The 25,683-nt window shown below is 54.4% G+C and carries 32 protein-coding genes; 23 read left to right on the top strand and 9 right to left on the bottom strand.

The window, feature by feature from the left end; genetic code table 11:
• The first annotated feature begins 152 nt into the window (after positions 1 to 152).
• The 4 genes from bioB (at position 153) to CV944_RS07715 (ending at position 2,925) form a co-directional block, all read left to right on the top strand.
• Positions 153 to 1,151: a biotin synthase BioB gene (gene bioB, locus CV944_RS07700; protein WP_100659757.1), complete on the top strand. Its 999-nt coding sequence runs from the start codon at positions 153 to 155 to the stop codon at positions 1,149 to 1,151.
• A 362-nt stretch (positions 1,152 to 1,513) separates the two neighbouring features.
• Positions 1,514 to 1,732 (top strand): YozE family protein, encoded by a 219-nt coding sequence (locus tag CV944_RS07705; RefSeq protein ID WP_033015279.1) that lies wholly within the window; start codon positions 1,514 to 1,516, stop codon positions 1,730 to 1,732.
• Between the two features lie 130 nt (positions 1,733 to 1,862).
• Entirely contained in the window at positions 1,863 to 2,507 is a 645-nt protein-coding gene (locus tag CV944_RS07710) for a hypothetical protein (protein ID WP_100659758.1), read from the top strand.
• 238 nt (positions 2,508 to 2,745) lie between these two features.
• The gene (locus CV944_RS07715; protein ID WP_033015276.1) at positions 2,746 to 2,925 is read left to right on the top strand and encodes a YozD family protein; all 180 of its coding nucleotides are present in this window, start codon (positions 2,746 to 2,748) and stop codon (positions 2,923 to 2,925) included.
• 50 nt (positions 2,926 to 2,975) lie between these two features.
• Here CV944_RS07715 and CV944_RS07720 read toward each other — a convergent pair whose 3' ends face one another.
• Positions 2,976 to 3,260 carry a DUF2515 family protein gene (locus CV944_RS07720; RefSeq protein ID WP_047818307.1) on the bottom strand — a complete coding sequence of 95 codons (285 nt, stop codon included), beginning with the start codon at positions 3,258 to 3,260 and terminating at the stop codon, positions 2,976 to 2,978.
• A 157-nt stretch (positions 3,261 to 3,417) separates the two neighbouring features.
• Between CV944_RS07720 and CV944_RS07725 the strand changes: the two genes are divergently transcribed.
• Both CV944_RS07725 and CV944_RS17440 read left to right on the top strand, forming a co-directional pair.
• Complete coding sequence (locus CV944_RS07725; protein ID WP_100664019.1) at positions 3,418 to 3,735, top strand: hypothetical protein; 318 nt, start codon at positions 3,418 to 3,420, stop codon at positions 3,733 to 3,735.
• A 116-nt stretch (positions 3,736 to 3,851) separates the two neighbouring features.
• Positions 3,852 to 4,013: a hypothetical protein gene (locus CV944_RS17440; RefSeq protein ID WP_162839633.1), complete on the top strand. Its 162-nt coding sequence runs from the start codon at positions 3,852 to 3,854 to the stop codon at positions 4,011 to 4,013.
• A 45-nt stretch (positions 4,014 to 4,058) separates the two neighbouring features.
• On the opposite strand, the gene CV944_RS17445 is transcribed toward CV944_RS17440, so the two are convergent.
• Complete coding sequence (locus tag CV944_RS17445; RefSeq protein WP_017437412.1) at positions 4,059 to 4,217, bottom strand: hypothetical protein; 159 nt, start codon at positions 4,215 to 4,217, stop codon at positions 4,059 to 4,061.
• 131 nt (positions 4,218 to 4,348) lie between these two features.
• On the opposite strand from CV944_RS17445, the gene CV944_RS07730 reads away from it, so the two are divergent.
• From CV944_RS07730 to CV944_RS07740, 3 genes are all read left to right on the top strand, one after another.
• The gene (locus CV944_RS07730; protein ID WP_033009204.1) at positions 4,349 to 4,753 is read left to right on the top strand and encodes a hypothetical protein; all 405 of its coding nucleotides are present in this window, start codon (positions 4,349 to 4,351) and stop codon (positions 4,751 to 4,753) included.
• Between the two features lie 285 nt (positions 4,754 to 5,038).
• Entirely contained in the window at positions 5,039 to 5,746 is a 708-nt protein-coding gene (gene deoD / locus CV944_RS07735) for a purine-nucleoside phosphorylase (RefSeq protein WP_100664020.1), read from the top strand.
• A 51-nt stretch (positions 5,747 to 5,797) separates the two neighbouring features.
• On the top strand, positions 5,798 to 6,613 hold the full coding sequence (locus CV944_RS07740) for a M15 family metallopeptidase (protein WP_033009202.1): 816 nt from the start codon (positions 5,798 to 5,800) through the stop codon (positions 6,611 to 6,613).
• A gap of 182 nt (positions 6,614 to 6,795) precedes the next feature.
• Here the strand turns inward: CV944_RS07740 and CV944_RS07745 are convergent, their stop codons facing one another.
• The gene (locus CV944_RS07745; protein WP_233204980.1) at positions 6,796 to 7,491 is read right to left on the bottom strand and encodes a class I SAM-dependent methyltransferase; all 696 of its coding nucleotides are present in this window, start codon (positions 7,489 to 7,491) and stop codon (positions 6,796 to 6,798) included.
• A 175-nt stretch (positions 7,492 to 7,666) separates the two neighbouring features.
• Here CV944_RS07745 and CV944_RS07750 point away from each other — a divergent pair, with 175 nt between their 5' ends.
• From CV944_RS07750 to CV944_RS07785, 7 genes are all read left to right on the top strand, one after another.
• The gene (locus CV944_RS07750; protein WP_050368652.1) at positions 7,667 to 8,545 is read left to right on the top strand and encodes a cation diffusion facilitator family transporter; all 879 of its coding nucleotides are present in this window, start codon (positions 7,667 to 7,669) and stop codon (positions 8,543 to 8,545) included.
• Between the two features lie 281 nt (positions 8,546 to 8,826).
• The gene (locus tag CV944_RS07760) at positions 8,827 to 9,783 is read left to right on the top strand and encodes a magnesium transporter CorA family protein (RefSeq protein ID WP_100664021.1); all 957 of its coding nucleotides are present in this window, start codon (positions 8,827 to 8,829) and stop codon (positions 9,781 to 9,783) included.
• Positions 9,784 to 9,875: 92 nt separating this feature from the next.
• On the top strand, positions 9,876 to 9,965 hold the full coding sequence (locus tag CV944_RS07765) for a YjcZ family sporulation protein (RefSeq protein WP_100659767.1): 90 nt from the start codon (positions 9,876 to 9,878) through the stop codon (positions 9,963 to 9,965).
• Positions 9,966 to 10,175: 210 nt separating this feature from the next.
• Complete coding sequence (rarD, locus tag CV944_RS07770) at positions 10,176 to 11,105, top strand: EamA family transporter RarD (RefSeq protein WP_100659763.1); 930 nt, start codon at positions 10,176 to 10,178, stop codon at positions 11,103 to 11,105.
• A 124-nt stretch (positions 11,106 to 11,229) separates the two neighbouring features.
• The gene (locus CV944_RS07775) at positions 11,230 to 11,328 is read left to right on the top strand and encodes a YjcZ family sporulation protein (RefSeq protein ID WP_011231081.1); all 99 of its coding nucleotides are present in this window, start codon (positions 11,230 to 11,232) and stop codon (positions 11,326 to 11,328) included.
• A 33-nt stretch (positions 11,329 to 11,361) separates the two neighbouring features.
• Complete coding sequence (locus CV944_RS07780) at positions 11,362 to 11,490, top strand: YjcZ family sporulation protein (protein ID WP_080729672.1); 129 nt, start codon at positions 11,362 to 11,364, stop codon at positions 11,488 to 11,490.
• A gap of 139 nt (positions 11,491 to 11,629) precedes the next feature.
• Positions 11,630 to 12,523, top strand: a complete 894-nt coding sequence (locus CV944_RS07785; RefSeq protein ID WP_100664022.1) for a DUF1028 domain-containing protein — start codon at positions 11,630 to 11,632, stop codon at positions 12,521 to 12,523.
• 173 nt (positions 12,524 to 12,696) lie between these two features.
• Here the strand turns inward: CV944_RS07785 and CV944_RS07790 are convergent, their stop codons facing one another.
• The 3 genes from CV944_RS07790 to CV944_RS07800 form a co-directional block, all read right to left on the bottom strand.
• Positions 12,697 to 14,064, bottom strand: coding sequence for an MATE family efflux transporter (locus CV944_RS07790; RefSeq protein WP_100664023.1), 1,368 nt, complete (start codon positions 14,062 to 14,064; stop codon positions 12,697 to 12,699).
• Between the two features lie 98 nt (positions 14,065 to 14,162).
• Positions 14,163 to 15,425: a two-component system sensor histidine kinase NtrB gene (locus tag CV944_RS07795; RefSeq protein ID WP_033012220.1), complete on the bottom strand. Its 1,263-nt coding sequence runs from the start codon at positions 15,423 to 15,425 to the stop codon at positions 14,163 to 14,165.
• A 136-nt stretch (positions 15,426 to 15,561) separates the two neighbouring features.
• Entirely contained in the window at positions 15,562 to 16,731 is a 1,170-nt protein-coding gene (locus tag CV944_RS07800; protein ID WP_100664024.1) for an alanyl-tRNA editing protein, read from the bottom strand.
• Positions 16,732 to 17,143: 412 nt separating this feature from the next.
• On the opposite strand from CV944_RS07800, the gene ilvA reads away from it, so the two are divergent.
• Positions 17,144 to 18,352 carry a threonine ammonia-lyase gene (gene ilvA / locus CV944_RS07805; RefSeq protein ID WP_094239943.1) on the top strand — a complete coding sequence of 403 codons (1,209 nt, stop codon included), beginning with the start codon at positions 17,144 to 17,146 and terminating at the stop codon, positions 18,350 to 18,352.
• 166 nt (positions 18,353 to 18,518) lie between these two features.
• Here ilvA and CV944_RS07810 read toward each other — a convergent pair whose 3' ends face one another.
• A complete protein-coding gene (locus CV944_RS07810; protein WP_100664025.1) occupies positions 18,519 to 18,776 on the bottom strand; it encodes a DUF6154 family protein in 258 nt (85 codons plus the stop codon).
• 167 nt (positions 18,777 to 18,943) lie between these two features.
• On the opposite strand from CV944_RS07810, the gene CV944_RS07815 reads away from it, so the two are divergent.
• Positions 18,944 to 19,732: a GNAT family N-acetyltransferase gene (locus CV944_RS07815; protein ID WP_033005911.1), complete on the top strand. Its 789-nt coding sequence runs from the start codon at positions 18,944 to 18,946 to the stop codon at positions 19,730 to 19,732.
• A 49-nt stretch (positions 19,733 to 19,781) separates the two neighbouring features.
• On the opposite strand, the gene CV944_RS17850 is transcribed toward CV944_RS07815, so the two are convergent.
• Both CV944_RS17850 and CV944_RS07820 read right to left on the bottom strand, forming a co-directional pair.
• The gene (locus tag CV944_RS17850) at positions 19,782 to 19,916 is read right to left on the bottom strand and encodes a hypothetical protein (RefSeq protein ID WP_255407743.1); all 135 of its coding nucleotides are present in this window, start codon (positions 19,914 to 19,916) and stop codon (positions 19,782 to 19,784) included.
• 6 nt (positions 19,917 to 19,922) lie between these two features.
• Positions 19,923 to 20,171, bottom strand: coding sequence for a hypothetical protein (locus CV944_RS07820; protein ID WP_013145420.1), 249 nt, complete (start codon positions 20,169 to 20,171; stop codon positions 19,923 to 19,925).
• A 258-nt stretch (positions 20,172 to 20,429) separates the two neighbouring features.
• On the opposite strand from CV944_RS07820, the gene CV944_RS07825 reads away from it, so the two are divergent.
• From CV944_RS07825 to CV944_RS07845, 5 genes are all read left to right on the top strand, one after another.
• Positions 20,430 to 21,056 (top strand): TetR/AcrR family transcriptional regulator, encoded by a 627-nt coding sequence (locus CV944_RS07825; protein WP_063329931.1) that lies wholly within the window; start codon positions 20,430 to 20,432, stop codon positions 21,054 to 21,056.
• A 136-nt stretch (positions 21,057 to 21,192) separates the two neighbouring features.
• Positions 21,193 to 22,335, top strand: a complete 1,143-nt coding sequence (locus CV944_RS07830) for an acyl-CoA dehydrogenase (RefSeq protein WP_100664026.1) — start codon at positions 21,193 to 21,195, stop codon at positions 22,333 to 22,335.
• A gap of 59 nt (positions 22,336 to 22,394) precedes the next feature.
• Positions 22,395 to 24,029 carry an AMP-binding protein gene (locus tag CV944_RS07835; protein WP_021322261.1) on the top strand — a complete coding sequence of 545 codons (1,635 nt, stop codon included), beginning with the start codon at positions 22,395 to 22,397 and terminating at the stop codon, positions 24,027 to 24,029.
• Between the two features lie 64 nt (positions 24,030 to 24,093).
• The gene (gene accC, locus CV944_RS07840) at positions 24,094 to 25,446 is read left to right on the top strand and encodes an acetyl-CoA carboxylase biotin carboxylase subunit (protein WP_100664027.1); all 1,353 of its coding nucleotides are present in this window, start codon (positions 24,094 to 24,096) and stop codon (positions 25,444 to 25,446) included.
• A gap of 22 nt (positions 25,447 to 25,468) precedes the next feature.
• Entirely contained in the window at positions 25,469 to 25,681 is a 213-nt protein-coding gene (locus CV944_RS07845) for an acetyl-CoA carboxylase biotin carboxyl carrier protein subunit (protein ID WP_014195717.1), read from the top strand.
• The last annotated feature ends 2 nt before the right edge of the window (positions 25,682 to 25,683 follow it).

Raw genomic sequence — 25,683 nt, forward strand, 5'->3', positions numbered from 1 at the left:
GAACCGAGGGCAGGCCCCTTCAAACGGGGGCCTGTTTTTTTGCTGTCTGCCTGGGGACGGATTAAAAAGTAAACTGAAATGAAAATATAGTTGACAAATATGCGGCTGGTCCGTTACGATAAATGTAATGATATGGAAAGGGGAGAGGAGAGATGGCAAACTGGCTGGTGTTGGCCGAGCAAGTGTTGGGAGGCCACGAGCTGACCGATGAGGAAGCATTGGCGATATTGGATTGTCCGGATGAGGAGTTGCTCCTTTTGCTGCAAGGGGCGTACCGGATTCGCTCCGCCTATTATGGAAACAAAGTGAAGCTGAACATGATCATCAACGCCAAATCCGGCCTCTGTCCGGAAAACTGCGGCTACTGTTCGCAGTCCGCCGTATCGACGGCGCCGGTGAAAACGTATAAAATGGTCGACAAAGAGACGTTGTTGCGCGGCGCGGAAGAAGCACACCGTTTGCGCATTGGGACGTACTGCATCGTCGCCAGCGGCCGGGGGCCGAGCGATAAAGAGATCGACACCGTTGTGTCCGCGGTCAAGGAAATTAAAGAGCGGTTCGGGCTGAAAGTGTGCGCCTGCCTTGGGATCTTAAAGCCGGAGCAGGCGGCGCGGCTGAAGGAGGCGGGCGTGGACCGCTATAACCATAATATTAACACGTCAAAACAGCACCACCCGAACATTACGACGTCCCATACATACGACGACCGGGTGCGGACGGTGGAAACGGTGAAAGAAGCGGGTCTTTCGCCGTGTTCCGGCGTCATTGTCGGCATGAAGGAAACAAAGCGGGATGTCGTTGAGATGGCGCGCAGCCTGCGGGCGCTCGACGCGGATTCCATTCCGGTCAACTTTTTGCATGCGATCGACGGAACGCCGCTGGCCGGCACGAACGAGCTAAACCCGCGCTATTGCTTGAAAGTGTTGGCGCTGTTCCGGTATATGAATCCAACGAAAGAAATCCGCATCGCCGGCGGACGCGAAGTGAACTTGCGCTCCCTTCAGCCGCTCGGGCTGTATGCCGCCAACTCGATTTTTGTCGGCGACTATTTGACGACGGCCGGGCAGGAAAAGGCGGCCGATTATCAAATGCTTGAAGATCTCGGATTTGAAATTGAATTTGCCCCAGCACCGCCCGCCGGGGTGGTGTAACGGTTGACGGGGCTGACTCAAAAGTCCCTTTTTGATGAAATGTAACCGAAGTATGTGAAAGAGACCACCTCTGAAATCCTCGGTTTTACCGGGTTTTTCGTGGTGGTCTATTTTTCTATGTCGCCCCAGATAGGAGCATTACCGCTCTTTTGGGTCAGCCCTTTTTCATATGGCTAGTCCGGGATCGGTCATTGGAAACGGCCTCTAGAAGGACGGGGATTTTATGGAAACAGCGGCCCGATGGTTGGCATGAAACGCGAACGTGGCGCGTACGATGGCAATACAAGCGGCAAAAAAAGCTTCACAAACAGAAAAAAGCTCATTATAATAGCAACAAAGAGAAAGGAAGAGGATGGGGAAACATGGCAAGATCGTTTTATCGTTACTTATTGCGCTTCCGCCACGGGTGTGAAGAAGATCCAATCGTCCGGTTTGCGAACGGGGCGTACGATGACCACAGCTTTCCAAAAGGATCGGCCGACTACGAGGAGCTCAGCGGGTATTTGGAGGTGCATGGCGATTATTTGGAAAGCATGGTTCTCTTTGATGAACTATGGGAGCAGTTTTTACACGAAGCATAACATGGAAGAGGGTTTTGCTCCGAATATTGACAGCGCTTTCAATCGTTTTTCCGCGCTGGCAAAGGTGTCCACCCTTGTATGCATGCATATACTATACTAACCATTTGTTCAACAAGGGTGGGAGATGCCAATGAGCGCGCCGAAACGCCCGAAATTTTCTGTCGGCGATATCGTCGTCAATACATTGTACGGAACAGTCGGAACCGTCACCGATATTCAGCAAGTAGACGGCACGTTTTTGTACGAAATCAACCATGGCCATAGCCTGTTTGCTGAGCAGACGCTCGTGTTGTTGTCTGAATTTACCGGCGATTTGTGGATTGCCGAAGAAATTGAAATTGAGCTGCCGTTTTTCCTTGGCGAAATTGTCCGCGTCCGCGATTATGGCGGCCAATTGTTCAAAGTCGTTGGAGTGCGGACAGAAATTTACCGCTATTATGGGGAAGGATGGGAAGAGACGATTTATGAATTGAAACGGCTGACGGACGGCTGGGAAATTGAAGTCCATCTCGAAGATATGATTCCGCTGGCCGATGGGGACGAAACGTCCGTCACGCTCGTGCAAGATATCGTGATCGCCGCGCCGATGAAGGCCTTGATCGCGCTGCCGCCCGCCGGCGGCGAAAAGAGTGGGCCGTCGGTTGACGACCTGCTTGATATGTACAATGACTACAAAGCGCTGTATGAATGGTTCGGCGATGACCAATACAAACGAATGATGGAAACGGTTGTTCAACGGTTGCAAACGATTGTAAACTACCATAATAGGAACTGACAAAGAACAAAGAGAAAGTAGGGAATGCCGGCGAAGAGGACGAACGCAGCCATTCTGTTAACAATTTTTTCCATTATTTTATCTGCAATCGTCAGCTTGTCCATTTTGTTCCGCCTCCGTATTTTTTTGTTTTATTGGTACATATGGTATGAAGGAAGCGGAAAAAGTAGTACAACATGATTTTTGACATAAAACGGAAGGCGGCGACATACAACATTACAAAGGGGGGCGAGATGGAGTGAAGGAGATTGAAGTGATTATTGATACGGAGGAGATCGCCGAATTTTTTTACCAACAGCTCATCCGCCGCGGCTTTGTGCCGACGCAGGAGGAACTGGAAGAGCTCGCGGATATTACGTTTGACTATTTGCTGGAAAAATGCATTATCGACGAAGAGATTGATGTCGACGACGAGTAACCGTCGTCGTTTTTACAATTACTCGGCCGCCGCGATGGCGGCCGCTTTCATCATGGCCAAATGCCGCTCGTCACTTCTGGGTGGCGTTCAAAAAACGTGAAATAGGCGGCTGTGCGCGTGATGTTGTTGAGGTTATGCTCCGCCGTTTTCTGCCGAATCATAGCAACGGCCGCCGCCTCGTCGTCGCTCGGGCGTTCGCACCTTGAAACGGAAAGGCGGTCGGAAAGGCGGCAGAACAAACGAGCATCGGCAATGCGAACGGGATGACGGTATAAAAATGAGCGGTAAACGTATTCGAGCGGGCGGCGCAGCACGGTGAGCGGGCGAATCGGCATCCGGCTGTCCCTCCTTTCCACATCGGGCGAATTTTGTCAAAAGACCGGAGCTATTTCGACAAAAGGTTTGCTAGTTTGCTGAAGGATTCGACAAGCATGATCACCAATAGTATAAGATACAAACGTTCGATTTATTGGGGGAAGGGAGAGGAAAACAATGGTTCGCTTATGGGAGAAAAAGGTGTGGCTGGCCAAACGCGCGTATGAGGCGGTCATTTTCCAAACGCCGCGCTTCGGGGAAACGAAAGGATACCGTCAAGTATGCCGGTTGACCGTGACGGCCGCCGATCATCATGAGGCGCTGTCGATTTTGTACCGAATGTTTAACGTGGCTGATTTGATGCCGAAAAACTGCCAAGCCCGGTTTATGGGGACCGGCGATATTGTCTTGATCGACGAAGGGCGGAAAGGACAGACGTACTACCGCCTCTGCCCGGATGGCTGGAAACGGGTGGAACGCCAGCTTGTCTGTTGACGGAATATTCAAAAATACAGTCGCCTTCAACCGATTGGGGATGGTATAATAGCAATAACATCGAATAAAGCCCGGCCGTTTAGGGAACGGATAAGAAAGGAAAGGGGGCGGATCAGATGGAAGAGCAAAGACAACGGCGCGACACGCCGACGGTAGCGCCGGGAATTGACGATGATGAAGTGTTGAACGAAAAGGCGACGGAAGAGGAAATTGAGCGCGGAGACTATACGAAAGTCGTCACACTGGCGTGGGACGAAGTCGAGCCGTCGGAGCCCTGATCGAAATAGAAACCCTTGTGCGGCACAAGGGTTTCTCCGGGTTTGTTACGATTCGGGATTGTCGTGATGGCCCGGGCCGTTTTTCCGGCCGCCGGCGGCCGAGTATTCCTTGGCGTGCGCTGCGTCTTCGGCGATCAACGCCTCTTTTGGAATATGGTTGTTCTTTTTCTGCCCGTTGATGCGGTTGCGATGCTTTTTGCCCATCGTTTTCCCTCCTTGAACTGTCGTTGTCGTTAGTGTATGCGGCAAAAGGGCGGTTCATCGACGGAAAATGTTTGCAGGCGGCGCCGGGCGGGCGGAGCGGAGACTGAAGGGAACTGGGAGGGGGACGGAATATGGCCGCATTGGCGCTGGCGCTGTTGCTGTGCGTCGTCTCGATCGCCGCGTCGCTTTGGCTCAAAGAGCAGGTGGAGCGCGTTTTGTTTCGCTGGAGAAACGTTCCTGTTCTCCATGCGGCCAATATCGTCATCATTGCGGCCATTGTTGCGGTTGCCTATTATCGGCTGAGCGGCATCGGCGTCTACTTGCGTGATTTGGCCGACATCGATGGATTTTGGTATGTATTTGCCGGAACAACGCAGCTTGTCCTGCCGCTTTATTTGTTCGCCTGCTGGCTGCTCGCCAGGCGGCGCGGGCGCGAGAAAAAATATACGCGCAGCAAAGACAAAAAGGTGCTGTATATCAACGAAAGGTATCTTGCGCGCCGCTATCGCGACGATTATCGTTCGAAAACGTCTTAAAAAGGGAGAGCAGCTCTCCCTTAAAATTTTGTTTTTTCTTTTTTGGACGTTGACGGCTGGTTGTTCGCTTTTGAGGATGGATTCGTTTTGTTGGCGTACTCCACCGCCTGCTCAAGTTTCTTTTTCACCGTCTTTCCTCCTTTCCCGCCGTGTGGGCACGAATAGTATGCCCGCCTTTCGCTCAAGCTACTCGAGGCAAGACTGCCATTTTCCGCAAACATATGATATGATAAACAAGGGCATGGCCGAACCATAACCGTTCGAAGTCATAAGGAGGAATCGAGTTTGAGCGTACATATCGGAGCCAAACAAGGGGACATCGCCGAACGCATTTTGCTGCCGGGCGACCCGCTGCGCGCCAAATACATTGCCGAGACGTTTTTGGAAGGGGCGGTGTGCTACAATGAAGTGCGCGGCATGTTCGGATTTACGGGGACATACAAAGGGCATCGCGTCTCCGTCCAAGGGACGGGGATGGGAGTGCCGTCCATTTCGATTTATGTCAACGAATTGATCCAAAGCTATGGAGTAAAGACGCTCATCCGCGTCGGAACATGCGGCGCCATTCAACCGGATGTGCGCGTGCGTGACGTCATTTTGGCGATCGGCGCATCCACCGATTCCAACATGAACCGTCTCATTTTCCGCGGCCGCGATTATGCGCCGACGGCGGATTTCCACTTGCTGCGGACGGCATACGACGTTGGAACGGAAAAAGGATTGGCGCTCAAAGTCGGCAACGTCTTTACCGCCGACATGTTTTACAACGACGAACCAAACTGGGAAACGTGGGCGCGCTACGGCGTATTGGCCGTCGAGATGGAAACGGCGGCGCTCTATACGTTGGCGGCCAAATTCGGCTGCCGGGCGCTGTCGGTGCTGACGGTCAGCGACCATATTTTAACCGGCGAGGAGACGACAGCCGAAGAACGGCAAACGACGTTTAACGAAATGATCGAGGTGGCGCTCGAAGCGGCGGTTCGCAGCAGCTGATGATGCGGCGGCTGTTCGGTGCGCCCCGGGAAACAGAAAAGGGGAAGATGAATGAATCAGCGTTGGCAAACGGCGGCGCTTATGTGCCTGTTGCTCGTTGGCTGCCAAACGGGAGGAAGCGGTGACGGCGGCGCGGCCGGCTCGCCCGGGCAGCCGGCGGAACATACGGCGCCGCCCAGCGTTCATGAACGAGAGGAACTCAACCGGCCGGTTGACCCGGATTTGCAGCTTGAAGCGAAATATTGGAACGTCATCGAGGTGCGAAACGGCCAAAAGGTCATTATGAATCCGGACAACATTTTGGTGCTCGTCAATAAAGAGCAGTCGCTTCCGTCCGGTTACAAGCCGGCCGATTTGGTTGTGCCGCGCGTGCCGTTTTCGTTTGCCGACCCGAATGCAGAAAAGCGGCGTATGCGGGCCGAGGCGGCCGCCGCGCTCGAAGAAATGTTTGCCGCCGCCCGCCGCGATGGCATCGAGCTTGTCGCGGTGTCCGCTTACCGGTCGTATGAGCGGCAGAAGGCGATTTTTGCGGAGGAGGTGCGGCAAAAAGGGGAGAAAAAAGCCGTCCAGGCCGTCGCCCACCCGGGACAAAGCGAACACCAGACGGGGCTTGCAGTCGACATTAGCAGCCGGTCGATCGGCTGCCAGCTGACCGAGGCGTTCGGGGCGACAAAAGAAGGACAGTGGGTCGCCGCCCACGCGCACGAATACGGGTTTATCATCCGCTATCCGAAAGGGAAGGAAGCGGTGACCGGCTACAAGTATGAGCCGTGGCATCTTCGCTATGTCGGGCGGAAGGCCGCCGCCGTGATGAAAGAGCGCGGCATGACAATGGAAGAATATTTTCAAGCGGTAAAAAAAGTGTAAAGACGGGGCTGGCCCAAAAGAGCGGCAATGCTTCTATCTAGGGCAGCATGGAAAAACAGACCACCACGAAAAACCCGGTAAAACCAAGGGTTTCAGAGGTGGTCTCTTTTTTACATACTTTCGGTTCCATTTCATCAAAAAGGGGCTTTTGAGTCAGCACCCGTGTTCGTTTGTTGCAGCCCCTATGTCTCACACCAAAACACGCAGTACCCGAGCCGGTCGGCAAATTGCGCTGTCAGCTGCTGATGCTTCTGCCACATGCTTGCCATCTCCGGCGTCGTCGGGAAGACGATGACGGCCGGCGCCCCTTCGCCCGCCGCCTCCGCCGCCGTTTTGTAAAAGAAATGGCGGCAGCGGAATCCGTTTTGTTCAAGCGTTTTTTTCCATTCGCCGGGCGTCATCAGCCGCTTGAAGCCGTAGAACGCGGCGATCCGCTGCTGCTCGGCGGCGGTGAGCCGCTTATGGCATGCTTCGATGCCGATGAACGTGCCCCCTTTCTTCAGCACGCGGCAGATTTCAGCAAGGGCAGCAGGCAGTGAAACAAAGGCGAGCACCGATTCGGAAAGGACAAGATCAAACGTGCCGGCGGGAAACGGCAGCGATTCGACCGAAGCCTGGTGCAGGCGAACCGGAACCGCCATGGCACCGAAACGCTGCTTCGCCTTGGCGATCATTTTGGGATGGAGATCGATGGCCGTCACGTCCGCGCCGTACTGTCTAGCGATATACGCCGCTGTCTGCCCTGTGCCGCAGCCGACGTCAAGCACGGCGGTTGAGCGGTCAATATTAAGTTTACGTAAGATTTGTTTTGTCAACTCAAAACCGCCGGGGTGGGCGCCGTCAATCCCCATGTCCGCCAACCAGTCCAAATACGTCATCATGGCATTCTCCTTTTTCACTCAGTTGGTTTATCATATGCCAGAGAGCCGTTTTTTGTCTTTGAGCAAAAAAATTGGCTTGTCCCTATACTCATGAAAAAAAGCAATTTTGTTGCTATAGACCCAACCGCTATCAAGCTGGTACACTGATACGTGCAAGAACGAGAACGCTAGGTTGGTGAATGGAGTGGAACGGAAACAACGGGCGGAGGCTGGGGTGTTGTTAAGCCTCTTTATCTATCTTCTGCTGGCAGCCGGCAAGCTTTTGGCCGGGGCGGCAGCCGGATCGGACGGAGTGAAAGCGGACGGATGGAACAATTTGAGCGATGTGATGGCTTCCGTCGCTGTCTATATCGGCATGAAAATTGCCAAAAAACCGCGCGACCGCAATCATCCGTACGGACATTCGCGGGCGGAGAACATTTCGTCGCTGTTGGCCGCCTTTTTCATGATGTCCATCGGTATTGATGTGATTACAGACGGTGCCCGCACGCTTCTTGGCGGCGGGAGGGAGGCCGCCCCCGATTGGCTGGCGGCAGCGGTCGCCCTTGCTTCAGCAGCAGTGATGTTCATCATCTATGTCATCAATGTGCGGCTGGCGCGGCGGACGAACAGCATGGCGCTGGCGGCCGTAGCGAAAGACAACTTATCGGATGCACTCGTCAGCATTGGCGCCGCGCTTGGGATTGTCGGCGCGCATCTTGAGTGGGCATGGCTTGACCCGTTGGCGGCGCTCGTCATTGGTGCGCTCATTTGCAAGACGGCGTGGGAGGTGTTTATGGAAACGGCCCATGCGTTGACCGACGGGTTTGATGAAAGAAAGCTCGCCATTTACCGGCAAGAAATCGCTGCGGTCAGCGGGGTGCGCGATGTCGCGGATATTAAGGCGCGCATGCTCGGCAATGACGTTGTGCTCGAAGTAACCATCCGCGTCGATTCGCAGTTGACGGTAGTGAAAAGCCATGAAATTGCCGACGAGGTCGAGCGTTTAATGAAAAAACGGCATAACATCCGGGCGACGCACGTTCATGTGGAGCCGGAAGCGGTGCGCTGAGCGGAGGCCAAGCAAACGGGGGCGCGGCCGTCGCGCCCCAACCGCCTGCCGATCAAGAGGGAGGGATGGTCCTCCTTTTTTTCGAATGCTGCCGTCCGATGGACGCTCCTGCTTTGTTAAGGCATCGTTCCATTCGGCGAACAAAAGCGGCTTTCGGCGGGCACGGGGCGGCGTTGCTGCGCCGATGTTCCGGCCGTTTTTTCGGCGGCCGGCGAGGAGTAGTTTTTCGGCAAACGGCAAACAATACGAATAAACGCATCAGTTAGAAAGGAGACTCGTGTATGGCCATCCATCCGAGCCCCCGCTTGCCGCTTGGCGGAATATACGAACGGCATGCGCCGGCGGGCGGCCAGTCGTGCTGGTTTCATTTCACCGCCGCCGCCAAGCCGGATTTGGAACGGCTCCTCTCCTCGCTGTCGATTCATCCGCTCGCCCGAAAACGGCTTATAGGTGGAACAGACATTCCACTGGTCGATGAGTACGAAGGATTCCTTTTTGTATCGTTGTTTATCATCCGTCCGTCCGGCCGAATGGCGAACATTCGCCTGCTTGCCGCCGAGCGGCATATCATCAGTTATATGGATGAAGATGACCCGTTTATCGGCCATGTGAAAGAACGGCTGTTGGATCATCGCGATCAGGCGCTGTACCCTGGATATGTTCTTTACCATTTCCTGGACTTAGCCGTCACTCGCTTTTTGCAGGTGATCGACCAAATCGCCGACCGCATTCAGGCGCTTGAGCGGCAAGTGTTTGCGACGCCGTTCGCCAATGAAATCGGGCGTGAAATTTACCGGATGAAAACCCATCTTCATGAGCTGCGGCAAGTGGCCGAAGCGCAGGAAGAGGCGATCAAAACGATCCGCCATGCCGAGCTGCCGTACATCAACGCGGAAACGAATCCATACATCGATGAGGTGGCCTCCCGTTTCGCCCGCGTGCCGGCGGCGCTCGACGCATTTAAGGAATCATTGTCCGCCATTTTCGATTTGCAACTGTCGCTCAAATCCGATCATATGAACGTCATTATGAAAACGTTGACATTGGTGAGCGTCATATTTTTGCCGATGACGTTTATTGCCGGTGTCTACGGCATGAATTTTTCGTTTATGCCCGAGCTGAAATGGCGGTACGGGTATCCGTTCGCCCTGCTGCTGATGGCGACCGTCGCCGTCCTCATTGCCCTGTATTTTAAGCGCAAAGGTTGGTGGGGGGAGACTGGGACGAAAGAAAAATAGGCGCCAGCTTGCAAAAATGGGCGTTGGCCCGGTCGTTTGGGCGGGCGGACGCATATGATGGTCCCGTCAACGGGATCAAGGAGGTGTCCGCCATGAGCAGTTTGGTCAGCAGCGGTTATGCGCTCATCATTGTTTTGTTCATTTTGTTGATTATTGTCGGTTGTGTATGTGTCGCCTGGTAGGAAGCCGGACGGAAAAGAAGGGGAAGACGGGTCAAACAGTGCGGCTAGGCAAGACGGTGAAAGGGGGCGGGCGCATCCCGTTTTGCGTCGGTTTCCCCTCGTTTTGTTCACAAAAACACGCCGGATGACGCGGTCGTGTTTTTTTATAGATAAAATGAGGCGGCGGCGGTATAATGGAACGGAAGCGATTAGGGAAAAGGAGAACATCATATGGGGCATTTCAGTGAAGAAAAGCAAGGGGTTTTGTACACCGCCGCCTCATACTTGTTGTGGGGAGTGCTGCCACTCTATTGGAAACTGCTTGAGGCGCGCTCGGCGCTTGAGATTTTGGCGCACCGCATCGTTTGGTCGTTCGTGTTTATGGCCATCCTTTTGGCAGCGACTGGGCAGCCTGACGCCTTCCGCCGGGAGCTTCGGGCGATGCGCCGTCGGCCGGCTAAGGCATGGGGGATCGCCGCTGCTGCCGTGCTCATCAGCGCCAACTGGTTTGTCTACATATGGGCGGTGAATCATCATCATGTTGTTGAAACGAGCCTCGGCTATTATATCAACCCGCTTGTCAGTGTGGCGCTTGGGATGATCGTACTGCGCGAGCGGCTGAGCGTAGGGCAGTGGACCGCTGTTCTTCTGGCCGCCGCCGGCGTGGCGGCGATGACGGCGGAATATGGCGCGTTTCCGTGGGTCGCCATATCGCTCGCATTGACGTTCGGGTTTTACGGCTTAGTGAAAAAACTGGCCAGCGTTGACTCGTCCATTGGCTTGACGCTTGAAACAATGGCCGTCATGCCGCTTTCAGCCGTTTACTTATTATGGGTGTACAACGAAACGCCAGCCCTCGTCAAGACGGCCGAATGGTGGCAATGGGCGCTGTTGGCTGGAGCCGGGCCAGCGACGGCCGTGCCGCTTTTGTATTTCGCCAAAGGGGCGAAGCGTGTGTCGATGACAACACTTGGTTTTTTGCAATACATTTCGCCGACGATCAGCCTTCTCCTTGGCGTCTTTTTGTTCGGCGAGCCGTTTACGAAAGCGCATTTTTATGCGTTTAGCTGCATCTGGGCGGCGCTTATTTTGTTTTCTGCTGTTCAAATCAAGCAGGCGTCAGGGCGAAAAAAATGGAAGCGAAGCTCGCTTAAAGCATAAAAGCGGTCCGAGAACGGGCCGTTTTTTTGTTTTTACGGCAAATACCTATTTTTGCCGAAACACCTAACCATTTTCCTGGTTTGTGAATAGTCTACTAGTACAAAAACAAAGGAGGTGCTGGCAAATGGGTGCAGCTTACGGCGGCGGATTCGCGTTGATCGTCGTTCTGTTCATCTTGTTGATTATTGTCGGATGCGCATGTATCGGTGGTTGGGTGTACTAACGAACCCTACTTGCTAGCAAGGAGGTGACGAATATGACATGCGGCTTTTATGGCGGCTGGGGCGGCTTTGGCTTCGGCTACCCGGGTTATGGCGGCTACGGTTTCGTGCTGATCGTCGTCTTGTTTATTTTGCTCATTATCGTCGGGGCGACATGGTGCTAGGCGGATGATGGGCATGCGGGGGGAGACGGCCGGGCAACGGCTGTTTCCCCCGCTTTTTTTGTGAACAGGCAGGAACAACGAAAGGAAGTGGAGAAATCATAAACGATGAGAAAATGGAAAGCATATGGAGGACGGGGAAATGACACATATTGCAAAAGACATCGTCGCGACGTTTTCGATCGTCGCGTTTGATCCGGCGACCGGGGAGCTTGGCATCGCTGTTCAATCGAAATTTTTAGGCGTCGGCGCGGTCGTGCCGTGGGCGAAAGCGGGCGTCGGCGCTGTGGCGACGCAGTCATATGCCAACACGTCATACGGCCCACGCGGCCTCGAATGGATGGAACAAGGGAAAACGGCGCAAGAAACGCTTGAGTTGCTCGTTGCCGATGACAGCGAGCGCGATTTGCGCCAGGTCGGCATCGTGGATGCGAAAGGACGGGCAGCAACGTTCACCGGAAAAAAATGTTACCCGTGGGCGGGCGGCATTACCGGACCGAACTATGCAGCGCAAGGCAATATTTTAGCAGGCGAGGAAACGGTGCTGGCGATGGGAAGAACATTCGAGCAGGCCAAAGGGCCGCTCGCCGAGCGATTGCTAAAGGCGCTTCAAGCTGGTCAGGCGGCGGGGGGCGACCGCCGCGGGCAACAGTCGGCTGCCTTGCTCGTTGTGAAAGAAAGGGGCGGCTATGGCGGGTACAATGACCGCTATATCGATTTGCGCGTTGACGACCACCCGCGGCCGATCGAGGAGCTCATTCGCCTGTATGAGCTGCGCCAGCTTTATTTTGAGAAACCGCGCCCCGAAAAAGTGGCTGTAATGGAAGGCGCGGTCAAGGAAGAGGCGGCTGCCCACTTGATCCGGCTCGGCTACTTGCCGAAAGAGCGCGCCGCCGACAGCGAGGCGCTTCACGAAGCGCTGACAGCGTATATACATACAGAAAACTTTGAGGAACGCGAACTAGAAAAAGGGAAAATCGATCTTGACGTGCTCGCGTATATGAAACAGCAGCCGTCGCCGCAGGGGGAAAAATAAAAAAATAAAAACGATCACTGCATGGTTGGTCGGGCGGATGAATGGCGTTGTATGAAAAGCAAAGGTGTCCCAAAAGGAGCGGGACACCTTTTCCTATGACTGCATATGCGCAAACAACGATTTATGCGGTGTTTCGGTTCAGGAAAAACAGCCCGTGTTTGGGCAGCGGCCGTTTAGGAGGCGAGCGGCGCACGCCCGCTGTCATGTCTGCGCCAAACGGCCCGCAGGCGAAAGCTGAGAAACAGCGCGCCCGTTGCCAATCCGGCGATCAGGCCGATCCAATAGCCGAACGCCCCGGCGGCAGTCAAGAGAGCGAGCGCGCAGCCAAGCGGAAGGCCAACGCCCCAATAGGCGAGAAGAGCGGACCAAAAAACGGCGTTCACCTCTTTATAGCCCCGCAGCGCTCCTTGGATGGGAGCGGCGATGGCATCGGAAACTTGAAAGAAGATCGCATAGAGCAAAAATTTCCCCGTCAACGCCGCCACTGTCGGATCGTTTGTATACAGTCGAGCAACATCGCCGCGGAAGATGGAAAGAAACAATGCAGCGGCGGCAGCGACGGCCAAGGCGAGGGTGATGCCGATCAGGCAATATTGTTTGGCCGCTTCATAACGGTTGGCCCCAGCTTCAACGCCTACGGCGATCGTCAGCGCCATCGATAAGCTGAGCGGAATCATATACAACAAGGAAGCGAAGTTGAGGGCGCTTTGATGGGCAGCGACTGTTTCGGCGCCAAACCGGCCGACAAGCAGCGTCACCGCAGCGAAAATGCTCGTTTCAAAAAAGATGGCTGATCCGATCGGCACCCCGGTTTTCAGCAACTCTCTCCATGCGGCCCATGACGGACGGTAAAAACGGACGAGCACGCGATAGGGAGACAAACGGCGAAATTTCACCGCGGCAAAGGCAGCGGCCGCGAAGCAGTATGCGTACGTGATCGCTGTCGCATAGCCGGTGCCGATGCCGCCAAGGCGCGGAAACCCGCCATGCCCGTAAATCAACAGCCAGTTGAACAGCATATTGATCGGCAAGGCGGTGAGCGTAATCCACATCGTTACGTTTGTTTGCCCAAGTGCATCGATGAAATAGCGGAGCACAGAATAAAGAAACAGCGGGACGATCCCAAACGACAAGGCGCGCAAATAATGAAGGGCGATATGCCGAACGTTTTCATCCAAAGACATCTGTTTCAAGATCAACGGCACAGAAGCGGCGCCGATCAGGACAATGGCGGCAGCAAGCGCGACAGCCAAGTAGAGCGCCTGGGTGACGGCGCGGGCGATTGAGTCATGGCGTCCGGCGCCGAGATGATGCGAGACGATCGGGGACAAGGCGAGCAAAATGCCGCCGACGCCGGTCCACACCGGCACCCATAGGCTTGAGCCGATCGCGACGCCGGCAAGATCTTCGGCGCTCGCGTGGCCGGACATGGCAACATCGACAAAGTTCATGGCATATTGGCCCGTTTGCGAAACAAAAATGGGAAGAAACAAGGCGAACAGGCGCCGCCATTTGCCGTTGGGCGGAGCGGGCGTGGTCATAATCGTTCCCCCTTTTTCCATGATAAAGTGACACATTGTTCTAAATCATCAACCTCATCGTTTCCGAAGCCGGGATGGCCTCCCTCTTCGGAAGCAATTTACGACGAAAGAAACGGCGGTTGGCTGCAAAGCGGAAATTCGATCAAAAAACAAGTGCCGCGTGCATCGCTTTGCACTTTCATCGTCCCGCGATGCAGTTCGACGATTTTTTTCGATAACGACAGGCCGAGCCCAGTTCCCGTTTCCTTCGTTGAAAAAAACGGATCGAAAACATGGTCGATGACCGACGGCGGAATGCCGGGCCCATCGTCGCAGAAGCGAAGCTGGACGATATGGTTCACTTTCCGGCTGCTCACCGTGACATTCATCGTTTTGGCCACTTTGGCTTCCACAGCGTTGCGGAATAAGTTTAAAAACACTTGCAAAAGCTGGCGGCGGTCGCCGCTCATTTCGTAATCGTCCAGTTGTTCGTCGAGGTCAAAATGGACGTTCACACTGTGCAGCAACGCCTCGCTCTGCAGCAGAACGCCGACATCGTCGCGCAAAAAACGGTGCAGCCGGAACGTTTCCATCTTCACGTCCGCCGGCTTGGCGATGTTTAAAAAGTCGGTGATGATGCCGTTTGCCCGGTCAAGCTCAGGAATGAGCAGGCGTTCGACGAGCGAGGCGATCCGGTCTGGCAGCTCGGTTTTGAGCAGCTGCAAATAGCCGCGCACCGTCGTCAGCGGATTGCGGATTTCATGGGCGATGCCGGCGGCGATGCGGCCGGCGACGGCGAGCTTTTCCGTTTCTTTCATCATATTGAGCGACTGAAACATACTGATGACTCGTTTGATCGATCCGTCATCGTTGTAAATAAAACGGGTGTTGACGATGCCGTAAAATCGGTCGAGCACCTCGTGATTGTAGAGCGGCTCGCCTTTTTCAAGCGATTCGAGCGTTGCGATCAGCTCGTCAGGCAGCTTCAGCAGCTCGCGAATATGTTTGCCGATGATGGCGTCGCGCTCGACGCCCGTGTCAATGGCCGCCTGCAAATTGCAAAGCGTGATGATCCCTTTGTCGTCGACAAAAACGATATGGTGCGGCACGAGATCGAGCAGCGGCGTCAAAAAGGCTTCCACTTTTTCAAACGGTACGTCGTGATACAAGTCAATATCCCACTGCCATTTGGCTTCCTTTTCAAGGGACGGTGGAATGGTGCGAAGGTGCGGCCGGACGTCGCCGCGCTTTTTTTCGATGGCGATTCCACTTTCGTAATCGGCAAAGGTGAACGGAAACGGAAGCGTTTCGATGAGCCGCTCATAAGCGCGCAGCTTTCGTTCGAGCTCTTCGATTTGCGATTGTACGAGTCGATCGTTCATCTCTTCAAACTCCTTAGCTGCACATTTCGTTTTTCATTTTACAAAAACCGCCCTCCGTCGGCTATGGCGGACATCGCATCGATCCGACGGGAGGACGAAACGAATCGAAGCAACCGGGCGGTGCGGGCAGGAGCCGTCAATCGATGCCTGCCGTTTCCACGCGGGAAAGGAACTGGCTAAGCGCCTCAAGGGACGGAAAAGCAGCTTGCCCCTGCCGCTCGTTGCCGCCCCCTTTGCCGCCAAACAGGGTGGCTTGTTCTTTCAGCCAGTTCCCTGCATGGAGCAAGGAAGACGGTGCTTTGGCGATCACGGCGCGCCAATCGGAGGTGGAGGCGAGAAGCGCGGTTTTGCCATAACGGTCGGCGATCAGACGGGCGATCATTTGCAGTTCTTTTGCCCCATATTGGTCGTAACGGCCAATCACTGCACGTCCTGATTCGGCGGCGGCCCGTTCGGATTCGACGGCAAAGACGATTGCCTCGTATTGGCGCAGCCGTTTTTCCCATTCTTTTTTCTCTTGTTCCCATTTTGCGATCACGTCGAGCAGCTGATCGCGGCTTGTCCCGAACCGACCTGCTGCCGCCTGCACGACGCGGTGGGTTTGCTGGTAGTCGGCAAGCGCCCGGCCGCCGCAAAGAAAGGAAAGACGCGTCATGCCGCGATGGCGCTCTGCTTTCAGCAATTTGATCACGCCGATTTCGCCCGTGCGTTTCACATGGGTGCCGCAGCACGCCGACAAATCGATCCCTTTCATCTCGACAACACGGACAGAACCTTGGACATCGGGACGCTTGCGAAACGGCATCCGTTCTGCTTCTTCCGGCGTCACCCAATACGTCTCGACCGGGAGATTCGCGTAAATGAGTTCGTTGGCCCGGTTTTCCACTGCCAGCATGTCTGCTTCCGTCAGCGCACCCGCCGTGATGTCGATTGTGACGACCTCGCGCCCAAGGTGAAAACCGACTGTTTCGGCGCCGAGCTGTTCAACGAGTACAGCGGATAATACATGTTGGCCGCTATGCTGTTGTGTATGATCGCGGCGCCGTTTCCTATCAAGGACGCATGAAACGGCGCCCATTCCCGGGTGGGCAGGAAGGCGGTGATACACTTCCCCGTTTTCGTCAAACACATCGAGCACCGGCAAGCCGGCGATCGTGCCGGCGTCAGACGGTTGGCCACCGCCTTCCGGGTAAAACGCTGTTTCCGCCAAGGTGACAATGTATGTTTCGCCGTCTTGGCGGACGCTTGTCACCGTTGTCGTCCACACGTCAACATCCGGCGCCGTATAGTACAACTTTTTCGTCACAACCGTTTCATCCTTTCGTCTTCCGAATGCTTTTCTTTCATATTAGCAAATTCCCTCGCGTTTGCCTATCGCCGATCTTTTTGGCCGCTTTTTCCCGTTGGCAATTGGCCAAATCTATAGAACAATGTTCTAAATAAACAATATTCACAAAAGAAAAAGAACAGACCATAGACAGCTCTTCCCCTAGAAACACTCTGATGTTTTGGGACAAGTCCAACGTTCAAACGGTTTGACAAAGGAAGCGGGTTGCAGCGATGTTTGTTGAACATGATTTTATGCAACAAAACTATATGCTAAAAATAATCCAAAACCAACTAAAGAAAAGCAACATTTGTCGGTGATGAAATGTTTTGTATATAATAAAGCGGGGTGAACAAGAACCGGTCGCCCGATCGGAAAGGGTGGTTTGATGATGTTGACGTTAACAGACATTGAACAAGCGCGAGCGAAAATGAAAGGCATCGTCCACCAAACGCCGCTTGAGCATTCGCAGACGTTCAGCCGGCTGTCCGGCAATGAGGTGTATATGAAACTGGAAAATTTGCAAAAAACAGGTTCGTTTAAGGTGAGAGGCTCATTCAATAAAATTATGTCGCTCACGGAAGAAGAAAGGGCGCGCGGCGTCATCGCCGCCTCGGCCGGCAACCACGCCCAAGGGGTCGCCTACGCAAGCGGCATGCTCGGCATTCCTTGCACGATTGTCATGCCGAAAGGGGCGCCGCTCAGCAAAATTGAAGCGACGAAAAGCTACGGGGCGGAAGTCGTGCTGTACGGCGATGTGTTTGACGAGTCTTTGGAATATGCATTAGAGTTGCAACGTGAACGGGGGATGACATTTGTTCATCCGTTTGACGACTTGGCGGTGATGGCCGGCCAAGGGACGATCGGCTTAGAGCTGATCGAGCAGCTTCCCGACGTCGATGTCGTTCTTTGTCCGGTCGGCGGCGGCGGGTTGCTTGCGGGGGTGGCGCTTACGTTAAAACAGCTGAAGCCGTCGGTTGAAGTGTACGGCGTTGAGTCATCGGCTTGCCCCGGCATGACGGCGGCCATACGCCATAAACAGCCCGTCTCCATTGCCGCATCGAATACGATCGCCGATGGGATTGCCGTGAAAAAGCCGGGCAATATTACGTACCAATACATTGAGCAATACGTCGATGGCGTTGTATGCGTGAAAGAGGCGGAAATTTCGCGGACGATGCTGTATGTGCTCGAGCGGAACAAGCTGTTAATCGAAGGGGCGGCAGCTTGTCCGTTGGCGGCATTGTTGTATCAAAAGCTGCCGTTTCGCGGCAAAAAAGTCGCCGCCATTTTAAGCGGCGGCAACGTCGATGTGACGCTCATTTCCCGCATCATTGAGCGGGGGCTTGTCGAAGCGGGCCGGTTTGTGACGTTTACAACGGTCATCTCCGACAAGCCGGGTCAGTTGAACAAGCTGCTGCGCATTATTGCGGAGCTTGAGGCAAACGTGATGTCGATTCACCATCAGCGCATCGGCGCCAAGGTGCTGCCAGGTCAGGCGGAAATTCACTTTTCGCTCGAGACAAAAAACGAAGACCACATTCAGCAAATCTACCAAGTGTTGTTGAAAGAAGGCTACGATGTACAGTTTTACCGATGAGCGCGCGATGGGAAAACGGTTTGTGTTTCGCCACTGTCTGTTAAGCAAACAGTGGAAAAGCCGTCTTCGAAATCATGTTCACAGGGCTGCCACATGAATACGAAACCATCATTTGCCCAACATAGCGGCTGTTCTTTATGACATGGAGGACAGCCGTTTTGTTTTGTCAATGCACGCGCGGCGCATCTTGCGGCCGCATCGCGCCGAGGCCTTCGCGGGCCATTTTCGCTTTCAAGCTTTCCAGGACATACAAGCCGAACATGCCGAGCAGCTCTTCATCAGTCATCTCACCGATCAGCTTGAGCACATCGCGGCGGTCGAGTTCATCCAAAATCGACATCGCCACCGCTTCGGCGTCTTCTTCATCTCCGGTCAGTCGATCTTTATAGTATTCGTACAGATCGTCAGTAAACTTCATCGGCATCGTCGCCTCGCTTTTTTGAGAGCGGGCTTCCTCCTTTCTTTGCAGTTGGCCGATGCAGACTTAGGGGCATCGGCAGTCCTCTCGGTTTGACGCCACAAATGCCATTGGCAACAGGGATGATTCATAGTATAATGGAAAAAATATCATTCGAAAAGCGGGGGAATTCTATGATTCGCCGGTTAACGGCCGAAGACGATCAACAAGTATTTTCGTTTTTGCGGCAAGATCCGTCGTTCAATTTATTTATCATCGGCGATATTGAGTCGTTTGGCTATGACGCCGATTTCCAAGACGTTTGGGGGCAGTTTGACGATGCCGGCTCGCTGAAGGCGGTGCTGCTCCGTTATTACGATTCCTACATTCCGTACGCGCCTGGCGATTTTGATGCCGATGGCTTTGCTCGTCTCATCCGCGAGACAGCCCCATCATCGTCCATCCAGCTGTCCGGCAAGGCGGACATTGCCAGGCAGTTCGAAGAGCGGCTGCCGCTTGGGGAGAAGCGAACGCTTTACTTTTGCGAGTGTCGGACGGATGAATACGCCCGTCAAGAAATGGGGGCGTTCGCCGTCAAAAAAGCCGAATTGGCCGATGTCGACCGGATTCTCGACTTGCGGCGCCGCATTGCCGAATTTGAAACGAGGCCGTCGTCCCGCGATATGCTAGTGAAAGGGATGGAAACCAATTCAGCTAGAACGTACTACATTGAACAAGACGGCCGAATGGTGGCCGCCGCATCGACATCAGCGGAAAACTCATTGTCGGCGATGATCGTCGGCGTCTGCACGGATCAGGAGCATCGAGGGAAAGGGTATGCCAGCACCATCGTGGCGAAGCTCGTTTGCGATTTGCTCGCTGAAGGGAAGATGCCGTGCTTGTTTTATGACAATCCAGACGCTGGCCGCATTTACCATCGCCTTGGTTTTCGCGATATCGGATTGTGGGCGATGTACCGTTAGAAGGGCGGAAGTCCCGCCAGCTTGCTTGTGTACAAAAGCAGGCTGGCGGTTATTGTCCGTCTGCGCCGTTGGGCGTGACGCGGCGAATGTGCTCGCCGCCGCGCTCTTGCATCGCTTTTGCCTTGTCGTTGACGAGCTGTTTTTGGTCTACGATGGAAGAAGGTGTTTGTTTTTTGTTCGCCATATCGAATCACCTCAATGGAGACGATTTAGCGCGCTGAATGAACATGTCCGCATCTTCGATCAGCCCGCAGACGCCGCATTGGACGCGGTAGCTCGGGCCGCGGTATGGGAGATGGAACGGTTCGAGCGCTTCGTTTGTGTATTCGTGCTCGATGTCGCCGGTGTGCGGATCGAGCTTGACCGCACGCGGGTGCTGCTCAATGAGATGAAACCGCGTCCGGTTCGTTTTGCAGTTTGGGCATAGCATCGGTTCCAATGGAAGCCACCTCCGGTTTTTATCTTTTGGAAAAACGGCCGTGGTTATGTATAGGTCATCTGTTTTGTTTCAGTTCGTGCGGCTAGGGGATAGGGCTCGCGCAGCCGATCGGACGATGTGCGGCGAAAGACGCCTCCATTTTTCGGGCGCCGGAACGATTTTTGTTGACAATGGCTGCAACTGTCGAGTATCTTAATAAACAAGAAGAAGATTTTGCTTTTTTCGAAATGTTTTACAGTTCAGGCGAAGGAGACTGTTATGGCAGAGAAACCGCTTCGAGACCGCATTATCGACACCGCTCTTCATTTGTTTGAGAAATATGGCTACCATGGCGTGACGGTCGACCGCATCGTTGCCGAAAGCGACACATCCAAAGGCGGTTTTTACCATAATTTTAAATCCAAAGATGAGCTTTTGTATCATATCCATGACGTCTTTATCACGTATGCGCTGACGAAGGCGCAGGAAGCGTATGAAAGCTGTTCGACGCCGACCGAGCGCTTGTACGCCATCGTGCAGTCGTTTGTCAAAGTGTTTCATTTATATAAACCACACATCACCGTGTTTTACCAGGAAAGCACGTACTTAAAACCGGAATACGCTGAACCGATCAATGAAAAGCGCGAAGAGTTCAAGCAAATCATTTTTCGAGTCATTCGCGAGGGGATTGAAGCCGGCGAGTTTCGTCCGGAGCTGTCGGTGGAGATTACTGGCATGTCCATTATCGGCATGGTCAATTGGACATACAAATGGTACAATCCGGATGGTCCGTTGTCCATTGAGGAGATCGCGGCGTATTTTGCCGATTTCATTTTGCATGCGGTGCTCCGCACACCAGAAAACCCAGCGGCGGCGCGGTTTTTGTTGCGGCCGGCCGCCGAATAAGTTGTTGATCGTATACAGACCAACTAGTCGGTTTTGAAAACGCTTCAAAAATCAAAACCGTTTACACTCGTTTTCTTACTAAAACCGACTAGTCGGTTCAAATGATAGAACATTTTCTATGGGGGAGAGGGAGAACATGGATTTTTCATTGACGAAAGAACAACAAATGATTAAAGAAATGGTTCTCGACTTTGCTGAGAAGGAAATTGCCCCATACGCGGCGAAATGGGATGAAGAAGCGCATTTTCCGCTCGATGTCTTTCGCAAAATGGGCGAGTTGGGGTTGTTGGGCCTGCCGTTTCCGGAAGAGTACGGCGGCGCTGGGGGCGATACGATTTCGTACGCCATCGCCGTTGAGGAAATCGGCCGCGCCTGCGGCGGCACTGGGTTGAGCTATGCGGCCGCTGTGTCGCTCGGAGCGAGCCCGATTTACTACTTCGGGACGGAAGAACAGAAGCAAAAATGGCTTGTGCCGATGGCGAAAGGCGAGACGCTTGGCGCTTTTGGGCTCACGGAGCCGAACGCCGGATCAGACGCCGGCGGCACGCGCACGACCGCGGTGCTGGACGGCGATGAGTATGTCATCAACGGCGAAAAATGTTGGATCACAAACGCCCAATACGCGCGGCAAGTCATTGTCACAGCTGTGACGGGCAAAGATGCGCGCGGCAAAAACATCATCACCGCTCTCATCGTGCCAACGGACTCCCCAGGATTTACGATTCGTTCGAATTACGACAAAATGGGCGTGCGCGCGTCCAATACGTGCGAGCTTGTCTTTGAGAACGTCCGCGTGCCGAAAGAAAACGTCTTAGGCGACCCGCAAAAAGGGTTTAAACAGTTTTTGTACACGCTTGATGGCGGGCGCATCTCGATCGCCGCGCTGGCGGTCGGCATTGCGCAAGCGGCGTTTGAGAAAGCGCTTCAATACGCAAAAGAGCGCGTCCAGTTCGGTCAGTCGATTTCCAAGTTTCAAGCGATCCAGTTTAAGCTCGCTGATATGGCGATGGAAATTGAGCTTGCCCGCAACATGGTGTACAAAGCAGCCTGGCTGAAGGATCAAGGGAAACCGTTTACAAAAGAAGCATCGTTCGCTAAGCTGTTCGCCTCGGAAATGGGGTTTCGCGTCTGCAACCAGGCGATCCAAATCCATGGCGGCTACGGCTATATGAAAGAATACGGAGTCGAACGCCACTTGCGCGACGTCAAGCTCATGGAAATCGGCGAAGGCACATCGGAAATCCAGCGTCTCGTCATCGCCCGCCAACTGGGATGCTAAAAGCGGAAATGCCTGCATATCCATAACAATGAATTCGGACAAAGGGGAGGAGACGGTCGATGCTGACGGTGACGATCGGGAAGTTATTGGAGGAGCGCGCCAGGCAATACGCGGATCATGAAGCGGTTGTGTACGCCGACCGCGGCTTGCGTCTGACGTACCGGCAGTTTAACGACTACTGCCGGCTTGTCGCGCGCGGATTGATGCGGCTTGGCATCGAAAAAGGGGAGCATGTCGCCATTTGGGCGACGAACGTTCCGGAATGGATCGCCTGCCAATTTGCGACCGGCAAAATGGGAGCCGTCCTCGTGACGGTCAATACGAACTACCGCGCGGCGGAGCTTGAGTATTTGCTTCGGCAGTCCGACTCGACAACACTGTTTTTGATCGAGCAATACCGCGATTCGTCATACATCGATATTTTGTACGAAATCGTTCCCGAGTTGCGCACATCAGCGCCCGGACAGCTGCAATCGAAACGGCTGCCGAAGCTGAAAAACGTGGTCTTTCTTGGCGACAAACGGTACCCGGGCATGTTCACTTGGAACGACATTTTGGCGATGGCGCATGACGTGACGGAAGAAGAGCTCGATGCGCAGATGGAAAGCCTTGATCCGCACGATGTGATCAACATGCAATACACGTCCGGGACGACTGGATTCCCGAAAGGGGTGATGTTGACGCATTACAACATCGTCAACAACGCCCACCAAGTCGCGCAATGCATGGGGCTTGGCGAAGGCGATCGATTGTGCATTCCGGTGCCGTTTTTCCATTGTTTCGGCTGCGTCATGAGCACGCTTGCATGCGTGACGGTCGGGGCGACGATGGTGCCTGTGCAGGAGTTTCATCCGAAGCGGGTGCTGGAGACGGTCGAGGCGGAGCGGTGCACGGCGCTTCACGGCGTGCCGACGATGTTCATCGCCGAGCTCAACGACCCGGATTTTGCCAAATACGATTTGTCATCGCTGCGCACGGGCATTATGGCTGGCTCCCCTTGCCCGGTCGAAGTGATGAAGGCGGTCATCGAGAAAATGGGGATGAAAGACATTACCATCGCCTACGGGCAGACCGAAGCGTCCCCAGTCATCACGCAAACGCGCACCGACGATCCGCTTGAGCTGCGTGTCGAAACGGTTGGCCGCGCCTTGCCGGGCGTCGAGGTGAAAATCGTCGAGCCGGGAACGAACAAGGAAGTGCCGCCCGGTGTGCAAGGGGAGCTGTGCACGCGCGGCTATCATGTCATGAAAGGATATTACAACAACTCGGAAGCGACGCGCGAAGCGATCGATGAAGACGGCTGGCTCCATACCGGCGACTTGGCGGTGATGGATGAAAACGGTTACTTCCGCATCACCGGCCGTCTGAAAGATATGATCATCCGCGGCGGCGAAAACATTTATCCGCGTGAAATCGAAGAGTTTTTATACAAACATCCGAAAATTTTGGACGTCCAAGTCGTTGGCGTGCCGGATGAAGTATACGGGGAAGAAGTGATGGCGTGGATCATCTTAAAAGACGGCGAAACGGCGACGGCTGAGGAGATTCGCGAGTTTTGCCGCGGCCACATTTCCCGTCATAAAATCCCGCGCTACATTGAGTTTACTGATTCGTACCCGATGACGGCGTCCGGGAAAATCCAAAAATTTAAACTGCGGGAAATGGCGAAACAGCGCCTCGGCTTGACGACGTAAACCGCCGTGCCGGGCGGTTTCGTCCGCCCGGCGGCATTCTCAGTTTTCGTGAAAGGGTGAGACGATGTTTTCGAAAGTATTGATTGCCAACCGCGGCGAAATCGCCGTCCGCATCATCCGCACGTGCCAAAAGCTCGGCATCCGGACCGTCGCCGTCTATTCCGAAGCGGATGCGGATTCGCTCCACGTCTCGCTCGCGGATGAGGCGTATTTGATCGGCAAGCCGCGCGTCGCGGAAAGCTATTTAAATATCGAAAAAATCATAGAGGTTGCCAAAACGGCGAAAGCGGAGGCGATCCATCCCGGCTACGGGCTGTTGTCGGAAAATCCAGCGTTTGCCCGCCGCTGCGAGGAAGAAGGAATCGTCTTCATCGGTCCGAAGGCGGACGTCATCGCGGCGATGGGCAGCAAAATCGAAGCGCGGCGGACGATGGAACAAGCCGGCGTGCCGATCGTCCCAGGCGTCTCCTTTGCGCTTGATAGCGCCGATGAAGCGGCCAAAGCGGCGGCTTCGATTGGGTATCCAGTCATGCTGAAGGCGTCAGCCGGCGGCGGCGGCATCGGCATGCATATCGCCCGCGACGAAGCCGAGCTGCGCCAGGCGTTTGAAGGAAGCCAAAAACGGGCGGCTTCGTTTTTCGGCGACGGGACGATGTACATTGAAAAATATATTGAACGCCCGCGCCATATTGAAATTCAGCTTCTTGCCGACCAAAATGGCAACTGTGTTTACTTATGGGAGCGTGAATGTTCGATCCAACGCCGCCATCAAAAGGTGGTCGAAGAGGCGCCGTCGCCGTTTTTGGATGAGGAAACACGGCGGAAAATGGGCGAAGCAGCCGTGCGGGCCGCGCGCCATATCGGCTATGCGAACGCCGGCACGATCGAGTTTCTTGTCGATGATCAAAAAAACTTTTATTTTCTGGAGATGAACACACGCCTGCAAGTTGAACATCCGGTGACGGAAGAAATCACCGGCATCGACATTGTCGAAGAGCAGCTGCGCATCGCCGCCGGCGAGCCGCTTCGTTATCAGCAGGAAGACATCCGCCGCGATGGACACGCCATTGAAGTGCGCATTTATGCCGAAGACCCGAACACGTTTTACCCGTCGCCCGGCCGCATTACGGCGTTTTCCGCCCCACAAGGCGAATGGATTCGTCATGAAACGGCGGTTCAAAGCGGCGCCGCGGTTACGCCGTTTTATGATCCGATGATCGCCAAACTAATCGCCAAAGGACCGGATCGGCAAACGGCGATTGAACGCTTGCTCGAAGCGCTTCGACACTGTCGCGTGGAAGGGATTAAAACGAACATTCCGCTGCTTGAGGCCGTGCTGTCCCATCCGGCGTTTCAAGCGGGGGATACGACGACCGATTTCCTTTCGAAGCATTGGAAGCCAGCAAAAGCAAAATGAAGCAGAAACGGAGGAAGACACGATGACCCAAGTAACGGCAACAATGGCTGGAAGTGTATGGAAATTGTTGGTGGCTGTCGGGGATCATGTAGAAGAAGGCCAAGATGTCATCATTTTAGAATCGATGAAAATGGAGATTCCGATTGCGGCTGAGGCGTCCGGCGTCGTGAAGCACATCCACGTGCAGGAAGGAGATTTCGTAAACGAAGGCGACGTGCTTGTCGAGATTGAATAAAG

Source organism: Geobacillus sp. WSUCF-018B (assembly GCF_002809985.1).
Taxonomy (GTDB): Bacteria; Bacillota; Bacilli; order Bacillales; family Anoxybacillaceae; genus Geobacillus; species Geobacillus thermophilus.

Excerpts from the sequence above, each read along its gene's own strand:
- CV944_RS17445 (WP_017437412.1), bottom strand. The coding sequence starts at position 4,217 with ATGGGCAAAAAGCATCGCAACCGCATCAACGGGCAGAAAAAGAACAAC.
- CV944_RS07785 (WP_100664022.1), top strand. The coding sequence starts at position 11,630 with ATGACACATATTGCAAAAGACATCGTCGCGACGTTTTCGATCGTCGCG.
- CV944_RS07780 (WP_080729672.1), top strand. The coding sequence starts at position 11,362 with ATGACATGCGGCTTTTATGGCGGCTGGGGCGGCTTTGGCTTCGGCTAC.
- bioB (WP_100659757.1), top strand. The coding sequence starts at position 153 with ATGGCAAACTGGCTGGTGTTGGCCGAGCAAGTGTTGGGAGGCCACGAG.
- CV944_RS07740 (WP_033009202.1), top strand. The coding sequence starts at position 5,798 with ATGAATCAGCGTTGGCAAACGGCGGCGCTTATGTGCCTGTTGCTCGTT.
- CV944_RS07790 (WP_100664023.1), bottom strand. The coding sequence starts at position 14,064 with ATGACCACGCCCGCTCCGCCCAACGGCAAATGGCGGCGCCTGTTCGCC.
- CV944_RS07835 (WP_021322261.1), top strand. The coding sequence starts at position 22,395 with ATGCTGACGGTGACGATCGGGAAGTTATTGGAGGAGCGCGCCAGGCAA.
- CV944_RS07795 (WP_033012220.1), bottom strand. The coding sequence starts at position 15,425 with ATGAACGATCGACTCGTACAATCGCAAATCGAAGAGCTCGAACGAAAG.
- CV944_RS07765 (WP_100659767.1), top strand. The coding sequence starts at position 9,876 with ATGAGCAGTTTGGTCAGCAGCGGTTATGCGCTCATCATTGTTTTGTTC.
- CV944_RS07760 (WP_100664021.1), top strand. The coding sequence starts at position 8,827 with ATGGCCATCCATCCGAGCCCCCGCTTGCCGCTTGGCGGAATATACGAA.
- CV944_RS07725 (WP_100664019.1), top strand. The coding sequence starts at position 3,418 with ATGGTTCGCTTATGGGAGAAAAAGGTGTGGCTGGCCAAACGCGCGTAT.
- CV944_RS07705 (WP_033015279.1), top strand. The coding sequence starts at position 1,514 with ATGGCAAGATCGTTTTATCGTTACTTATTGCGCTTCCGCCACGGGTGT.
- CV944_RS17440 (WP_162839633.1), top strand. The coding sequence starts at position 3,852 with ATGGAAGAGCAAAGACAACGGCGCGACACGCCGACGGTAGCGCCGGGA.
- rarD (WP_100659763.1), top strand. The coding sequence starts at position 10,176 with ATGGGGCATTTCAGTGAAGAAAAGCAAGGGGTTTTGTACACCGCCGCC.
- CV944_RS07825 (WP_063329931.1), top strand. The coding sequence starts at position 20,430 with ATGGCAGAGAAACCGCTTCGAGACCGCATTATCGACACCGCTCTTCAT.
- CV944_RS07775 (WP_011231081.1), top strand. The coding sequence starts at position 11,230 with ATGGGTGCAGCTTACGGCGGCGGATTCGCGTTGATCGTCGTTCTGTTC.
- CV944_RS07730 (WP_033009204.1), top strand. The coding sequence starts at position 4,349 with ATGGCCGCATTGGCGCTGGCGCTGTTGCTGTGCGTCGTCTCGATCGCC.
- CV944_RS07845 (WP_014195717.1), top strand. The coding sequence starts at position 25,469 with ATGACCCAAGTAACGGCAACAATGGCTGGAAGTGTATGGAAATTGTTG.
- CV944_RS07710 (WP_100659758.1), top strand. The coding sequence starts at position 1,863 with ATGAGCGCGCCGAAACGCCCGAAATTTTCTGTCGGCGATATCGTCGTC.
- CV944_RS17850 (WP_255407743.1), bottom strand. The coding sequence starts at position 19,916 with ATGGCGAACAAAAAACAAACACCTTCTTCCATCGTAGACCAAAAACAG.
- CV944_RS07830 (WP_100664026.1), top strand. The coding sequence starts at position 21,193 with ATGGATTTTTCATTGACGAAAGAACAACAAATGATTAAAGAAATGGTT.
- CV944_RS07745 (WP_233204980.1), bottom strand. The coding sequence starts at position 7,491 with ATGACGTATTTGGACTGGTTGGCGGACATGGGGATTGACGGCGCCCAC.
- ilvA (WP_094239943.1), top strand. The coding sequence starts at position 17,144 with ATGTTGACGTTAACAGACATTGAACAAGCGCGAGCGAAAATGAAAGGC.
- CV944_RS07815 (WP_033005911.1), top strand. The coding sequence starts at position 18,944 with ATGATTCGCCGGTTAACGGCCGAAGACGATCAACAAGTATTTTCGTTT.
- CV944_RS07720 (WP_047818307.1), bottom strand. The coding sequence starts at position 3,260 with ATGCCGATTCGCCCGCTCACCGTGCTGCGCCGCCCGCTCGAATACGTT.
- accC (WP_100664027.1), top strand. The coding sequence starts at position 24,094 with ATGTTTTCGAAAGTATTGATTGCCAACCGCGGCGAAATCGCCGTCCGC.
- CV944_RS07810 (WP_100664025.1), bottom strand. The coding sequence starts at position 18,776 with ATGCCGATGAAGTTTACTGACGATCTGTACGAATACTATAAAGATCGA.